Source organism: Streptomyces pactum, from assembly GCF_002005225.1.
GTDB classification, from domain to species: Bacteria; Actinomycetota; Actinomycetes; order Streptomycetales; family Streptomycetaceae; genus Streptomyces; species Streptomyces pactum_A.
The window spans coordinates 3,898,785-3,913,109 of record NZ_CP019724.1; the positions used below are offsets into that span (position 1 = coordinate 3,898,785).

The window sequence follows — 14,325 nt, forward strand, 5'->3', positions numbered from 1 at the left end:
AGTAAACGCAGAAAACCCCGCACCGTTTCCGGTGCGGGGTTTCCTCGCAATAATTGTTCGGCGGCGTCCTACTCTCCCACAGGGTCCCCCCTGCAGTACCATCGGCGCTGTAAGGCTTAGCTTCCGGGTTCGAAATGTAACCGGGCGTTTCCCCTACGCTATGACCACCGAAACACTATGAAACAGACAACCAACCCGGTGACCAACACAGGTCTGATTGTTCGTGGTTTCAGAACCAACACAGTGGACGCGAGCAACTGAGGACAAGCCCTCGGCCTATTAGTACCGGTCACCTCCACACCTTGCGGTGCTTCCAGATCCGGCCTATCAACCCAGTCGTCTACTGGGAGCCTTAACCCCTCAAGGGGGTGGGAGTCCTCATCTCGAAGCAGGCTTCCCGCTTAGATGCTTTCAGCGGTTATCCCTCCCGAACGTAGCCAACCAGCCATGCCCTTGGCAGGACAACTGGCACACCAGAGGTTCGTCCGTCCCGGTCCTCTCGTACTAGGGACAGCCCTTCTCAAGACTCCTACGCGCACAGCGGATAGGGACCGAACTGTCTCACGACGTTCTAAACCCAGCTCGCGTACCGCTTTAATGGGCGAACAGCCCAACCCTTGGGACCGACTCCAGCCCCAGGATGCGACGAGCCGACATCGAGGTGCCAAACCATCCCGTCGATATGGACTCTTGGGGAAGATCAGCCTGTTATCCCCGGGGTACCTTTTATCCGTTGAGCGACGGCGCTTCCACAAGCCACCGCCGGATCACTAGTCCCGACTTTCGTCCCTGCTCGACCCGTCGGTCTCACAGTCAAGCTCCCTTGTGCACTTACACTCAACACCTGATTGCCAACCAGGCTGAGGGAACCTTTGGGCGCCTCCGTTACTCTTTAGGAGGCAACCGCCCCAGTTAAACTACCCATCAGACACTGTCCCTGATCCGGATCACGGACCCAGGTTAGACATCCAGCACGACCAGACTGGTATTTCAACGACGACTCCCCCTGAACTGGCGTCCAGAGTTCACAGTCTCCCAGCTATCCTACACAAGCCGAACCGAACACCAATATCAAACTGTAGTAAAGGTCCCGGGGTCTTTCCGTCCTGCTGCGCGAAACGAGCATCTTTACTCGTAGTGCAATTTCACCGGGCCTATGGTTGAGACAGTCGAGAAGTCGTTACGCCATTCGTGCAGGTCGGAACTTACCCGACAAGGAATTTCGCTACCTTAGGATGGTTATAGTTACCACCGCCGTTTACTGGCGCTTAAGTTCTCAGCTTCGCCCCACCGAAATGGAGCTAACCGGTCCCCTTAACGTTCCAGCACCGGGCAGGCGTCAGTCCGTATACATCGCCTTACGGCTTCGCACGGACCTGTGTTTTTAGTAAACAGTCGCTTCTCGCTGGTCTCTGCGGCCACCCCCAGCTCAGAGAGAAAATCTCATCACCAGGAATGGCCCCCCTTCTCCCGAAGTTACGGGGGCATTTTGCCGAGTTCCTTAACCATAGTTCACCCGAACGCCTCGGTATTCTCTACCTGACCACCTGAGTCGGTTTAGGGTACGGGCCGCCATGAAACTCGCTAGAGGCTTTTCTCGACAGCATAGGATCATCCACTTCACCACAATCGGCTCGGCATCAGGTCTCAGCCACATGTGCGACGGATTTACCTACCGCACGGCCTACACCCTTACCCCGGGACAACCACCGCCCGGGATGGACTACCTTCCTGCGTCACCCCATCACTCACCTACTAACCGCTTGGTCCGGCGGCTCCACCACTTTCCTTCCCCCGAAGGGTCCGGAACGGCTTCACGGCCTTAGCATCACGATGCTCGATGTTTGACGCTTCACAGCGGGTACCGGAATATCAACCGGTTATCCATCGACTACGCCTGTCGGCCTCGCCTTAGGTCCCGACTTACCCTGGGCAGATCAGCTTGACCCAGGAACCCTTAGTCAATCGGCGCAAACGTTTCTCACGTTTGTATCGCTACTCATGCCTGCATTCTCACTCGTGAACCGTCCACAACTCGCTTCCGCGGCTGCTTCACCCGGCACACGACGCTCCCCTACCCATCACAGCCGGCGTTGGCCGTATTGCTGCAATGACACGACTTCGGCGGTACGCTTGAGCCCCGCTACATTGTCGGCGCGGAATCACTAGACCAGTGAGCTATTACGCACTCTTTCAAGGGTGGCTGCTTCTAAGCCAACCTCCTGGTTGTCTGTGCGACTCCACATCCTTTCCCACTTAGCGTACGCTTAGGGGCCTTAGTCGATGCTCTGGGCTGTTTCCCTCTCGACCATGGAGCTTATCCCCCACAGTCTCACTGCCGCGCTCTCACTTACCGGCATTCGGAGTTTGGCTAAGGTCAGTAACCCGGTAGGGCCCATCGCCTATCCAGTGCTCTACCTCCGGCAAGAAACACACGACGCTGCACCTAAATGCATTTCGGGGAGAACCAGCTATCACGGAGTTTGATTGGCCTTTCACCCCTAACCACAGGTCATCCCCCAGGTTTTCAACCCTGGTGGGTTCGGTCCTCCACGACCTCTTACAGCCGCTTCAACCTGCCCATGGCTAGATCACTCCGCTTCGGGTCTTGAGCGTGCTACTGAACCGCCCTGTTCGGACTCGCTTTCGCTACGGCTTCCCCACCCGGGTTAACCTCGCAACACACCGCAAACTCGCAGGCTCATTCTTCAAAAGGCACGCAGTCACGAGACACCAAGCAAGCTTGATGTCCGACGCTCCCACGGCTTGTAGGCACACGGTTTCAGGTACTATTTCACTCCGCTCCCGCGGTACTTTTCACCATTCCCTCACGGTACTATCCGCTATCGGTCACCAGGGAATATTTAGGCTTAGCGGGTGGTCCCGCCAGATTCACACGGGATTTCTCGGGCCCCGTGCTACTTGGGTGTCTCTCAAACGAGCCGCTGATGTTTCGACTACGGGGGTCTTACCCTCTACGCCGGACCTTTCGCATGTCCTTCGCCTACATCAACGGTTTCTGACTCGTCCCACGGCCGGCAGACCGTGGAAGAGAGATCCCACAACCCCGCACACGCAACCCCTGCCGGGTCTCACACGTATACGGTTTGGCCTCATCCGGTTTCGCTCGCCACTACTCCCGGAATCACGGTTGTTTTCTCTTCCTGCGGGTACTGAGATGTTTCACTTCCCCGCGTTCCCTCCACACTGCCTATGTGTTCAGCAGCGGGTGACAGCCCATGACGACTGCCGGGTTTCCCCATTCGGAAACCCCCGGATCAAAGTCTGGTTGACGACTCCCCGGGGACTATCGTGGCCTCCCACGTCCTTCATCGGTTCCTGGTGCCAAGGCATCCACCGTGCGCCCTTAAAAACTTGGCCACAGATGCTCGCGTCCACTGTGCAGTTCTCAAACAACGACCAACCACCCATCACCCCGGGAGACTCCCGAGTGCACTGGGGCCGGCACTGAAGGCAGCCATACGGCCGTACCCTCAGACACCCAACAGCGTGCCCGGCCAAGTCCCGTCCGGTGATCATGCGTTCCACGCTCCGAAGAGCAGTACTGGCAGCCACCGGCCCGAGTCCGGACCGAATAGTCAACGTTCCACCCATGAGCAACCAGCATCAGACATTCGCCGATGTACTGGCCTCTGACCGTGTCCCGAAGGACCCGGTAAGAAGTGCTCCTTAGAAAGGAGGTGATCCAGCCGCACCTTCCGGTACGGCTACCTTGTTACGACTTCGTCCCAATCGCCAGTCCCACCTTCGACAGCTCCCTCCCACAAGGGGTTGGGCCACCGGCTTCGGGTGTTACCGACTTTCGTGACGTGACGGGCGGTGTGTACAAGGCCCGGGAACGTATTCACCGCAGCAATGCTGATCTGCGATTACTAGCGACTCCGACTTCATGGGGTCGAGTTGCAGACCCCAATCCGAACTGAGACCGGCTTTTTGAGATTCGCTCCACCTCGCGGTATCGCAGCTCATTGTACCGGCCATTGTAGCACGTGTGCAGCCCAAGACATAAGGGGCATGATGACTTGACGTCGTCCCCACCTTCCTCCGAGTTGACCCCGGCGGTCTCCCGTGAGTCCCCAACACCCCGAAGGGCTTGCTGGCAACACGGGACAAGGGTTGCGCTCGTTGCGGGACTTAACCCAACATCTCACGACACGAGCTGACGACAGCCATGCACCACCTGTACACCGACCACAAGGGGGCGACCATCTCTGGCCGTTTCCGGTGTATGTCAAGCCTTGGTAAGGTTCTTCGCGTTGCGTCGAATTAAGCCACATGCTCCGCCGCTTGTGCGGGCCCCCGTCAATTCCTTTGAGTTTTAGCCTTGCGGCCGTACTCCCCAGGCGGGGCACTTAATGCGTTAGCTGCGGCACGGACAACGTGGAATGTTGCCCACACCTAGTGCCCACCGTTTACGGCGTGGACTACCAGGGTATCTAATCCTGTTCGCTCCCCACGCTTTCGCTCCTCAGCGTCAGTATCGGCCCAGAGATCCGCCTTCGCCACCGGTGTTCCTCCTGATATCTGCGCATTTCACCGCTACACCAGGAATTCCGATCTCCCCTACCGAACTCTAGCCTGCCCGTATCGACTGCAGACCCGGGGTTAAGCCCCGGGCTTTCACAACCGACGTGACAAGCCGCCTACGAGCTCTTTACGCCCAATAATTCCGGACAACGCTTGCGCCCTACGTATTACCGCGGCTGCTGGCACGTAGTTAGCCGGCGCTTCTTCTGCAGGTACCGTCACTTTCGCTTCTTCCCTGCTGAAAGAGGTTTACAACCCGAAGGCCGTCATCCCTCACGCGGCGTCGCTGCATCAGGCTTTCGCCCATTGTGCAATATTCCCCACTGCTGCCTCCCGTAGGAGTCTGGGCCGTGTCTCAGTCCCAGTGTGGCCGGTCGCCCTCTCAGGCCGGCTACCCGTCGTCGCCTTGGTGAGCCATTACCTCACCAACTAGCTGATAGGCCGCGGGCTCATCCTGCACCGCCGGAGCTTTCGACCCTCACAGATGCCCGTGAGGATCAGTATCCGGTATTAGACCCCGTTTCCAGGGCTTGTCCCAGAGTGCAGGGCAGATTGCCCACGTGTTACTCACCCGTTCGCCACTAATCCCCACCGAAGTGGTTCATCGTTCGACTTGCATGTGTTAAGCACGCCGCCAGCGTTCGTCCTGAGCCAGGATCAAACTCTCCGTGAATGCTTTACATCACGGGAGCGGAACAGTCGGAGGAATAATCCGACCGTTCACAGCGTCCTCGCTGTTGTGTTTCAAAGGAACCTCAACCCGATCAGTGATCCGATCAGGTCGGGGTATCAACATATCTGGCGTTGACTTTTGGCACGCTGTTGAGTTCTCAAGGAACGGACGCTTCCTTTGTACTCACCCGAGAGACTCTCTCAGGCTTTCCTCCGGGCGCTTCCCTTCGGTCTTGCGTTTCCGACTCTATCAGATCTTTCCGATCCGATTTCCTCGGTGCTTTCCAGGTTCTCGCTTTCGCGTTTCCCTTTCCGGCGGCTCCGACTCTATCAGATCCTTTCGGGCTCCGATTCCCCGTCAGAGGGGGTTGTCTTCCCGGCTGTTGGGCCGTTCCGACGAGTGAGACTCTAGCGGATTCCCGGCTCCCGAGCTAATCGGGGGCCGCGTCCTGACGGACGTGGATTCCTCATTCCATAAATACGCACACCGACAATACGACGACGCCGACAGCGCGACTGTTCGTCGAGAAGTGGTGGGTACTTGCGGAATCGCTGTCCGGGGACCGACCGGAGTCGACGCTCACGTCGGACAACTCGGAGAACACTACGAGTGCGGGACCGGCGTGTCAAATGCCGGGCCGGGCGGTGCCCGGCGGCGTACGGTGGGAGGCGTGATGACGCGTACGTGTAGCCAGCTCTGGTGGGCCGCCTGACGGCGGCCGCACACACGTATGCACTCAACGGCCGCCGCTTCGGCGGCCGTTCTCGTATCTCCCTCCAGGAGGGGCGGCCGGCGGGTGGCGGCGGCCCTGACCAGGAGGTGGAGAGATGACACGGGTCTTCAGTGGGGTCAAGCCGACCGGGCATCTGACGCTGGGGAACTATCTGGGAGCGGTGCGGCAGTGGGCCGCGGAGGACCAGCACCGATCGGACGCCCTGTTCTGCGTGGTCGATCTGCACGCGCTGACTGTGGACCACGATCCGGCGCGGGTGCGCAGGCTGAGCCGGCAGGCGGCCTCGTTGCTGCTGGCGGCGGGGCTGGATCCGGAGCTGTGCACCGTGTTCGTACAGAGTCACGTGGACGAGCACGCCCGGCTGTCGTACGTACTGGAGTGCGTCGCCACCGACGGGGAGATGCGGCGGATGATCCAGTACAAGGAGAAGGCCGCGCGGGAGCGGGAGCGGGGCGGGAGCGTGCGGCTGTCGCTGCTGACGTATCCCGTGCTGATGGCGGCCGACATCCTGGCGTACGGGACGGACGACGTGCCGGTCGGAAACGACCAGACTCAGCACGTGGAACTGGCACGGGACCTCGCCGTGCGGTTCAACCAGCGGTACGGGCACACGTTCGTGGTGCCGCGGGCGACCAATCCCACGGTGGCGGCGCGGGTGATGAACCTGCAGGAGCCGGCGTCGAAGATGGGGAAGAGCGACGACGTCGGGCCGGGGATCGTCTATCTGCTGGACGAGCCGGACGTGGTGCGGAAGAAGGTCATGCGGGCCGTGACCGACAGCGGGCGCGAGGTCGTGTACGACCCCGGGGCTCGGCCGGGGCTCGCGAATCTGCTGGACATCCTCGCCGCCTGCACGGGTGGGGAGCCGGCGGAGCTGGCGGGCGCGTACGACTCGTACGGCGCGTTGAAGAAGGACACGGCGGAGGCCGTCGTCGAGGTGCTGCGGCCGGTGCGGAAGCGGCACAAGGAGTTGTGCGCGGATGCCGGGTATGTGGAGGGCGTGCTCCGCAAGGGTGCGGAGAAGGCCCGGGGCATGGCCCGGCCGACGGTGGATGCCGCTTACCGGGCGATCGGGCTGTTGCCTCCCGTGAACGCGGCGCGATAGGCGCGGGGGCTGGTGGCGAGGCGCGATGCGAAGTGCTGGCGCATCGTGACCTCGCTGCCGAACCCGGCGCGGCGGGCGACCTCGGGCATGGGCAGGTCGGTCCGTTCCAGGAGTCTCTGGGCGGCGGCGACGCGCTGGTCGAGGAGCCAGCGGAGCGGGGTGGTGCCGGTGGCCGCGGTGAAGTGGCGGGCGAAGGAGCGTGGCGACATGCCGGCACGGACGGCCAGGCCGGCGACGGTGAGCGGCTCGTGGAGGTGGCGCAGGGCGTACTCGCGAACGGCGGCGAGGGTGTCGGCGTCCCGGTCGGTCCGGGGTGTGGGGTGCTCGATGAACTGTGCCTGCGTGCCGGTGCGGAAGGGGGCGGTGACCATCGAGCGGGCGATGGTGGCGGCGGCCTCGGCACCGTGGGCCAGGCGGACCAGGTGGAGGCAGAGGTCGATGCCGGCTGCCGTGCCGGCGGCGGTCCAGATGTTGTCGTCCTCGATGAAGAGGGCGTCGGGGACGACGGTGACGCGGGGGTGGCGGGCCCGTAGCAGGTCGATCAGCCGCCAGTGGGTGATGGCCCGGCGGCCGTCGAGCAGGCCCGACTGGGCGAGTGTGAAGGCGCCGCCGCACAGGGCGGCGACCGTGATGCCGCGGGCATGGGCCCGGCGAAGGGCCTCCAGGACGGGGGCGGGGGCCGGGGTGAGGTGGTCGTCGAGGCCGGGGATCAGGACCAGGTCGGCGCCGTCCAGCCAGTCGAGAGTGCGGTCGGGGTGGAGGGCGAGGCCGCCGCGCATCGGGATCGCGGTGGTGCCGTCCGCGGCGACGCGGCGCAGGTCGAAGGCGGGGGCGCCCCGGTCGGTGCGGTCGGCGCCCCAGACCTCGGTGATGACCGAGACGTCGAAGGCCCGGATGCCGGGGAAGGCGACGAGGGCGACGCGGTAGGGGTCCGGGACGGCGTCGGTGACTGCGGCTGCGGCTGCGGCTGGCATGGGTGGCAGTAAACCATCGATCGCTGACTTCCGGACCTCTGGGGAGTGGTGCCGTCCGGCGGCACGATCGGGGGCATGGACATCGCGGAGAACGCAGCACTGGTGGTCGTGGACGTGCAGAAGGGCTTCGAGGAGGTCGGCTTCTGGGGTACGCGCAACAACCCGGCGGCGGATGACAACATCGCCGCGCTCGTCGACGTATGGCAGTCGACCGGGCGGCCGGTCGTCTTCGTACGGCACGACTCGGTGAAGGCCGGGTCGCCGTTGCGGGCCGGGGGCGAGGGCAACGGGTTCAAGGAGTACGTGGAAACGCGGCGCGGGAAGGGGGGCGGGGCCGAGCTGCTGGTGACGAAGAGCGTGAACTCCGCGTTCCTCGGGACGCCGGACCTGGGTGCCTGGCTGCGGGGCGCGGGGATCTCGCAGATCGTGCTCGCCGGGATCCAGACGAACATGTGCGTCGAGACGACGGCGCGTATGGGCGGGAACCTCGGGTACGAGGTCGTGGTCGCGTTCGACGCGACGTACACCTTCGGCCTGGAGGGGCCCTTCGGCTGGCGGCAGAGCGCGGACGAACTGGCGCGTGCGACGGCGGTGTCGCTGCACGGGGGCGGGTTCGCGGAGGTGGTGATGACGGAGGACGTCGTGGCCGGGGCGGAGTAGGCGGGCGGGGCCGGGCCCCGACGCCTTTGCTGCGGGTGAGTGGGAGGCGCGGCGCGGGGAGTCAGTCCTTGGCGCCGGAGGCCAGTTCGCGGCTGCGGTCGCGGGCGGCTTCGAGGGCGGCGATGAGGGCGGCGCGGACGCCGTGGTTCTCGAGTTCGCGGATGGCGTTGATGGTGGTGCCGGCGGGGGACGTGACGTTCTCGCGGAGCTTGACCGGGTGTTCGCCGCTGTCGCGGAGCATTTTGGCGGCGCCGATCGCGGACTGGACGATCAGGTCGTGCGCCTTGTCGCGGGGCAGGCCGAGGAGGATGCCGGCGTCGGTCATGGCCTCGACCAGATAGAAGAAGTACGCCGGGCCGGAGCCGGAGAGGGCGGTGCAGGCGTCCTGCTGGGACTCGGGGACGCGCAGGGTCTTGCCGACGGCGCCGAAGATCTCCTCGGTGTGCGTGAGGTGGCCGGCGGTGGCGTGCGTGCCGGCGGAGATGACGGACATGGCCTCGTCGACGAGGGCCGGGGTGTTCGTCATGACGCGGACCACCGGGGTGCCGGGAGCCAGGCGCTCCTCGAAGAAGGAGGTCGGGATGCCCGCCGCGCCGCTGATGACCAGTCGGTCGGCGGGGACGTGCGGGGCGAGTTCGTCGAGGAGGGTGCCCATGTCCTGCGGCTTGACCGTGAGGATCAGGGTGTCGGCGGTCTTGGCGGCCTCGGCGTTGGTCACCGGGGTGACTCCGTGGCGGGTGCGGAGCTCGTCGGCCCGTTCCTGGCGGCGGGCGGTGACCATGAGGTCGGCGGGTGCCCAGCCGGCTCCGATCATTCCGCTGAGCAGGGCTTCGCCGATCTTGCCGGTGCCGAGGACTGCGACTTTCTGGGTCATGGCTTTCGGTGCCCTCCGGTGCCCTCTGGGGGTGCTTCGTCCGTCGTCGCCATCCTCGCATCCAAGGGGAGGGCGGGGCGGGGGCGTCCGGTGGGCGGAACGCCGGCGGGGCGGTTACGCCGTCCGGCGTTTGAGGGTGGCGGCGCCCAGGGCCAGGACCAGGAGGGCGCAGCCGGCGACGATCACGACGTCCCGTACGAAGGCGGCGGTCATGTCGGTGTGGCGCAGGACCTCGTTCATGCCGTCGACCGCGTAGGACATCGGCAGGACGTCGGAGACGGCCTCCAGGGCCGGGTGCATCTGGTCGCGCGGTGTGAAGAGTCCGCACAGGAGCAACTGGGGGAAGATCACGGCCGGCATGAACTGCACCGCCTGGAACTCGGAGGCCGCGAAGGCCGAGACGAAGAGGCCGAGCGCGGTACCGAGGAGGGCGTCCAGCAGTGCGACCAGGAGGAGGAGCCAGGGGCTGCCCGTCACGTCGAGGCCGAGGAACCAGACCGCCAGGCCGGTCGCGAGGGCCGACTGGACGATGGCGAGGGCACCGAAGGCGAGCGCGTAGCCCGCGATGAGGTCGCCCTTGCCCAGGGGCATGGCGAGCAGGCGTTCGAGGGTGCCGGAGGTGCGCTCGCGCAGGGTCGCGATGGAGGTGACCAGGAACATCGTGATCAGCGGGAAGATGCCGAGGAGCGAGGCGCCGATGTTGTCGAAGGTGCGCGGGCTGCCGTCGAAGACGTAGCGGAGCAGGAACAGCATCACGCAGGGGATCAGCATCAGGAGCGCGATGGTGCGGGGGTCGTGGCTCAACTGGCGCAGGACGCGGGTGGCGGTGGCCGTGGTGCGGGAGAGGGTCAGGGGGTGGGTGGGGGCCGGGTGCAGGGCCGGTTGGGGCGTGGGGGTGGTCATGGGGTGGTCTCCTTCGTGCGGGCCGCCGCCGTCGCCTCGTCGACCAGGTGCAGGAATGCCTCCTCGACCGTCTCGGCGCCGGTGCGGGTGCGCAGGGCGTCCGGGGTGTCGTCGGCGAGGATCTCGCCCTCGCGCATGAGGAGCAGACGGTGGCAGCGCTCGGCCTCGTCCATGACGTGGGAGGAGACGAGGAGGGCGGCGCCGCGGTCGGCGGTGATGGAGTGGAACAGGTTCCACAGGTCGCGGCGCAGGACGGGGTCCAGGCCGACCGTCGGTTCGTCGAGGACCAGGAGCTCGGGGGCGCCGAGGAGGGCCACGGCGAGGGAGACGCGGCTGCGCTGGCCACCCGAGAGGTTGCCGGCCAGCGCGTCGGCGTGGGTGGTGAGGTCCACGTCGGCGATGGCTCGGCTGACGGTCGCGTGGCGGTGGTCGGCGGCCGCGCGGCCGGGGGCGAGTATCGCGGCGAAGTAGTCGAGGTTCTGGCGGACGCTCAGGTCGTCGAAGACGGACGGGGCCTGGGTGACGTAGCCGATGCGGGTGCGCAGGGCCGGGTGGCCGGCCGGGCGGCCGAGGACGTCCAGGGTGCCGGTGACCTTCGCCTGGGTGCCGGCGATCGCGCGCATGAGGGTCGACTTGCCGCAGCCGGAGGGACCGAGGAGGCCGGTGATCCGTCCGCGCGGGACGGTGAAGCGGAGTGCGCGCAGGACGGTGCGGGGGCCGCGGACGACGGTGAGGTCTTCGGCTCGGACGGCGGGTGGGCCGGCGTCGGCGTCCGGGGGTTCGGGTGGGCGGGAGGAGTAATTCATCATATGATGAATACTCCTCCCGGGTGCGGGTGGCGTCAAGCCGTTGGAGGGTGCGGTGGGGGAGGGATCGTCGGGGCCGTCGAGGCCGTCGAGGCCGTCGGCGTGGTGGCGAGGAGGAGGACGGTGTCGTACGTCTCCTCGACGGCTCCGTCCGGGAAGGCGGCCAGGAGGTGGCGCCGCTCCTCGGCCAGGAAGGCCGCGCTGTGTTCCTCGCCGTGGGTCAGGAAGATTGAGTGGCTGCCGATGTTGGCCAGGTGGGTCTCGAGGGGGACGCGGCGGCTCCAGCGGATCTCGCGTCTGGTGAAGCGCAGACGGCCGGTGGGATCCGCGGCGCCGGCGTCGACGTCGCGTTTCTCGGCGGCGATGTCGAGGCCGAAGTGGCGTTGGACGCGGGCGGCGGACGCCGCGATCCACGGCACGTCGAGGGCGTCGGTGTTCCACCACAGCGCGAGCGCGCCGCCGGGACGCAGCACGCGCAGCGCCTCCGGTACCGCGCGAGCCGGGTCGGTCCAGTGCCAGGCCTGGGCGTAGGTGAGGAGGTCGGCGCAATGGTCGGCGAGGGGGAGGGCGTTGCCGCTGCCCCGGACGATCGGCACGTCGGCACGTGTGCGGCGGAACTCGGCGGCCATGCCTGCGCCGGGTTCGACCGCGATCACGTCGGCGCCGCGCGCGTGCAGGCGGGCGGTGGCTATGCCGGTACCGGCGCCGATGTCCGCGACTCGGGCGCCGGCGAGGGGGCGGCCTGCCAGTTCACCGATCGCGTCGAAGAGGGCGGGCGGGTAGGACGGGCGGCCGGCGGCGTACTGGGCCGCGGCGGCGTTGAAGGAGTGGGCTCGGGCGGTGTGGGTGGTCGCCCGAGCGGGGGTGGGAGCTGGGGCGGCGGCGTGGGTGGGGGTGTGGGTGGGTGGCGGGACGGGCCCGGGTGTCGTCATACGGCCATGGTGGCCGGGGGCCTTGGCGCGCAGGTGGCTTTTCGGGAGCGTGGGCGGCCGGGGCCGACGTGACAGGCGACACCGGTGTGACGGTCGGGGCTGGTGTGACGGTCGGGGCCGGTGTGCCTGGCGGGGCCCGTGTGTCGGGCAGGGCCCGTGTGTCGGGCAGGGCCCGTGTGACAGGCAGGGTCCATGTACAGGCCACGGTCGGTGTGGCCGTTGCCGGCGCCACCGTCGTCGTGCGCGGCGTTCGAGTCCTCGTGCCGGCCCTACCGGCGGCGGCGCTTCTTCGACGGGTTGCCCGAGCGGCGGGTGGTGCGCTTCTCGTAGTCCTCGCGGGCCCTTTCGTACTCGGCGCGGTGGAGTTTCTCGCCCGGGGCCTCGGTGAAGGTGCGGAAGAAGTAGGCGAGGAGCGAGCCGACGAAGCCGATGGCCAGCAGGCCGCGCAGGGAGGCCTGGCGGTCGGGGTCGGGGCGGGTGCCGAAGCCGGACCAGGTGTGACGGAAGGCCAGGGCGCTGCAGATCGCGAACATCACGATCATCAGCAGCGAGACGAAGCTGCCGATGTCGGCGATCTGGAGGCCCTGGTAGGCGACGCGGAGCACGAAGCAGGCGGCGGCCGCCGCGGCGAGCGAGCCGACGGCGAGGCCCACCCTGCGGGCGGTGTAGCCGTTGTCGTGTTCCACCCAGGTCGTGCCGTAGAACCGGAGGGGTTCGGGGCGGGGGCCCGCGAGGGTGTCCGGGGTGCCGTTCTTGCCGTTCTCTGCGCTCACGGGTCGATTATGGCGCCGGGGCGGCGCGAGCCTCGGGCGGGCCCGGCATACCGGACGAGCCCCGCGGGACGTGCGGTGCGGTCAGCCGCCCTGGCCGGCGCTGCCCATCGGGCCGACCCGCACCGGGGTGCCCGAGCCGTCCGTGACGGGCAGCGTGGCGGCGCCCGGCCAGTCGAGAGTGACCGACTCGGTCTCGTTCGGCGGGGTCACCACCAGAGCGGTGATGCGCACGCCGGAGCCGCCCGAGTCGTTGATCGGGTAGGTGATGCCGAAGGTCACCGTCTCCCCGTCCGCGAGGACGACCGCAGGGGCCTGCTCGCCCGTGCGCTTCGCGGACAGGGAGCCCGCGTTCGTCTTCAGGTCGACGCCCGCGTAGCCCGCGAGCGTGCAGTCCCGGCCGCCGCCGTTCTTCAGGTCCACCGCGACGGTGCCCTCGGTGTCGCCGCCGACGGTGGCGTCGATCGCCGTGATCTCCAGTTCGTCGGTGCGGCACTTGGCGGCCTTGCCGTCCTCGGCGGCCCCGCCCGTCCCACCGGTCCCGCCGGTCCCGCCGGTCCCGCCGGTCCCGTTGGGGGCCTTCCCCGCGGAGTCCGTTCCGCCCTCCTGGTCCGAGCCGGCCGATCCCGAGCCGCCGTTCGAGGAGGACGGGATGGAGGCGGGCGGGGCGGCGCTCTCGTCCGTGCCGTCGTCGTTCTGGCAGGCCGTGAGCGAGAGACCGGCGGCGAGGGCCATGGCGGCGAGGGTGAGCTTGCGAACGCGCATCGTTGTCTACCTCAGAGTCGGTTGGCGTGCCGGTCCGCTCGTACCCATCGGTGCGAGCGGCGTTTCCGAGCATCAAGAGCCGCTCGGCCCGGCACGCCGTTCCTCTCGCCGACCTCCTAATACGGCCCTGAGACAGCGCTGTTACAAGGTCGGCAGCGGCACGCTCAGCAGCGAGGAGCCACGTAGCCGTCGCTGCCGGTGAGGATGTACGCGTCGGAGACGTACTGGCCGCTGCCGATGTTGTCCCAGATGTTCGAGGTGCCGTAGGGGCCCGAGACCCACTCCCCCGCGCGCTGGCAGTTGATCGCGATCCTGGCGCCCTCGGACAGGACCCGCACCACTGGGTAGTTGGTGCCCGGACCGCTGCGGACGTTCAGGCGGTAGCCCGGAGCGACCGGGTAGGAGCGCAGGGCCGCGGCCGCCGCGGCGACCCCCTCGTTCGCTCCGTCTGCTTGCTCTTCCCCGCCGCCGGTGTTCTTGACCTGGTCGACCGACATGTAGAAGCTCCCCCCGTCGAACCCCACGACTTTCGTGGGGCACCGTTGATACCCCAAGAACAAGCCATGAAACACCAGTTCGCAA

At 66.6% G+C, this 14,325-nt stretch carries 10 protein-coding genes and 3 rRNA genes; 2 read left to right on the forward strand and 11 right to left on the reverse strand.

The window, feature by feature from the left end:
- Nucleotides 1-55 precede the first annotated feature (55 nt).
- The 3 genes from rrf to B1H29_RS16250 form a co-directional block, all read right to left on the reverse strand.
- Nucleotides 56-172: ribosomal RNA gene (rrf, locus tag B1H29_RS16240) — 5S ribosomal RNA — on the reverse strand.
- Nucleotides 173-259: 87 nt separating this feature from the next.
- A 23S ribosomal RNA gene (locus B1H29_RS16245) occupies nt 260-3,381 on the reverse strand.
- A gap of 313 nt (nt 3,382-3,694) precedes the next feature.
- A 16S ribosomal RNA gene (locus B1H29_RS16250) occupies nt 3,695-5,221 on the reverse strand.
- The 16S, 23S and 5S rRNA genes sit together here, the layout of an rRNA operon.
- Nucleotides 5,222-6,048: 827 nt before the next feature.
- Between B1H29_RS16250 and trpS the strand changes: the two genes are divergently transcribed.
- Nucleotides 6,049-7,059, forward strand: coding sequence for a tryptophan--tRNA ligase (trpS, locus tag B1H29_RS16260; RefSeq protein ID WP_055418570.1), 1,011 nt, complete (start codon nt 6,049-6,051; stop codon nt 7,057-7,059).
- Here the strand turns inward: trpS and B1H29_RS16265 are convergent.
- A complete protein-coding gene (locus B1H29_RS16265; protein WP_055418571.1) occupies nt 7,014-8,033 on the reverse strand; it encodes a GlxA family transcriptional regulator in 1,020 nt (339 codons plus the stop codon). The two genes, trpS and B1H29_RS16265, sit on opposite strands and share 46 nt — an antisense overlap.
- Before the next feature lie 75 nt (nt 8,034-8,108).
- Between B1H29_RS16265 and B1H29_RS16270 the strand changes: the two genes are divergently transcribed.
- On the forward strand, nt 8,109-8,693 hold the full coding sequence (locus B1H29_RS16270; protein ID WP_055418987.1) for a cysteine hydrolase family protein: 585 nt from the start codon (nt 8,109-8,111) through the stop codon (nt 8,691-8,693).
- A 61-nt stretch (nt 8,694-8,754) separates the two neighbouring features.
- Here B1H29_RS16270 and proC read toward each other — a convergent pair whose 3' ends face one another.
- From proC to B1H29_RS16305, 7 genes are all read right to left on the reverse strand, one after another.
- Nucleotides 8,755-9,567, reverse strand: coding sequence for a pyrroline-5-carboxylate reductase (gene proC, locus B1H29_RS16275; protein ID WP_055418572.1), 813 nt, complete (start codon nt 9,565-9,567; stop codon nt 8,755-8,757).
- Between the two features lie 114 nt (nt 9,568-9,681).
- Nucleotides 9,682-10,470 carry an ABC transporter permease gene (locus B1H29_RS16280; protein WP_055418573.1) on the reverse strand — a complete coding sequence of 263 codons (789 nt, stop codon included), beginning with the start codon at nt 10,468-10,470 and terminating at the stop codon, nt 9,682-9,684.
- On the reverse strand, nt 10,467-11,279 hold the full coding sequence (locus B1H29_RS16285; RefSeq protein ID WP_055418574.1) for an ABC transporter ATP-binding protein: 813 nt from the start codon (nt 11,277-11,279) through the stop codon (nt 10,467-10,469). The genes B1H29_RS16280 and B1H29_RS16285 overlap by 4 nt, the downstream gene beginning before the upstream one ends.
- Before the next feature lie 32 nt (nt 11,280-11,311).
- A complete protein-coding gene (locus B1H29_RS16290) occupies nt 11,312-12,208 on the reverse strand; it encodes a class I SAM-dependent methyltransferase (RefSeq protein ID WP_055418575.1) in 897 nt (298 codons plus the stop codon).
- 269 nt (nt 12,209-12,477) lie between these two features.
- Nucleotides 12,478-12,981: a hypothetical protein gene (locus B1H29_RS16295; RefSeq protein ID WP_055418576.1), complete on the reverse strand. Its 504-nt coding sequence runs from the start codon at nt 12,979-12,981 to the stop codon at nt 12,478-12,480.
- 81 nt (nt 12,982-13,062) lie between these two features.
- Nucleotides 13,063-13,743, reverse strand: a complete 681-nt coding sequence (locus B1H29_RS16300; RefSeq protein ID WP_055418577.1) for a DUF4232 domain-containing protein — start codon at nt 13,741-13,743, stop codon at nt 13,063-13,065.
- Between the two features lie 164 nt (nt 13,744-13,907).
- The gene (locus B1H29_RS16305; RefSeq protein WP_055418988.1) at nt 13,908-14,240 is read right to left on the reverse strand and encodes an SH3 domain-containing protein; all 333 of its coding nucleotides are present in this window, start codon (nt 14,238-14,240) and stop codon (nt 13,908-13,910) included.
- Nucleotides 14,241-14,325 lie beyond the last annotated feature (85 nt).

Excerpts from the sequence above, each read along its gene's own strand:
- proC (WP_055418572.1), bottom strand. The coding sequence starts at position 9,567 with ATGACCCAGAAAGTCGCAGTCCTCGGCACCGGCAAGATCGGCGAAGCC.
- B1H29_RS16265 (WP_055418571.1), bottom strand. The coding sequence starts at position 8,033 with ATGCCAGCCGCAGCCGCAGCCGCAGTCACCGACGCCGTCCCGGACCCC.
- B1H29_RS16280 (WP_055418573.1), bottom strand. The coding sequence starts at position 10,470 with ATGACCACCCCCACGCCCCAACCGGCCCTGCACCCGGCCCCCACCCAC.
- B1H29_RS16290 (WP_055418575.1), bottom strand. The coding sequence starts at position 12,208 with ATGACGACACCCGGGCCCGTCCCGCCACCCACCCACACCCCCACCCAC.
- B1H29_RS16300 (WP_055418577.1), bottom strand. The coding sequence starts at position 13,743 with ATGCGCGTTCGCAAGCTCACCCTCGCCGCCATGGCCCTCGCCGCCGGT.
- B1H29_RS16305 (WP_055418988.1), bottom strand. The coding sequence starts at position 14,240 with ATGTCGGTCGACCAGGTCAAGAACACCGGCGGCGGGGAAGAGCAAGCA.
- B1H29_RS16270 (WP_055418987.1), top strand. The coding sequence starts at position 8,109 with ATGGACATCGCGGAGAACGCAGCACTGGTGGTCGTGGACGTGCAGAAG.
- trpS (WP_055418570.1), top strand. The coding sequence starts at position 6,049 with ATGACACGGGTCTTCAGTGGGGTCAAGCCGACCGGGCATCTGACGCTG.
- B1H29_RS16285 (WP_055418574.1), bottom strand. The coding sequence starts at position 11,279 with ATGATGAATTACTCCTCCCGCCCACCCGAACCCCCGGACGCCGACGCC.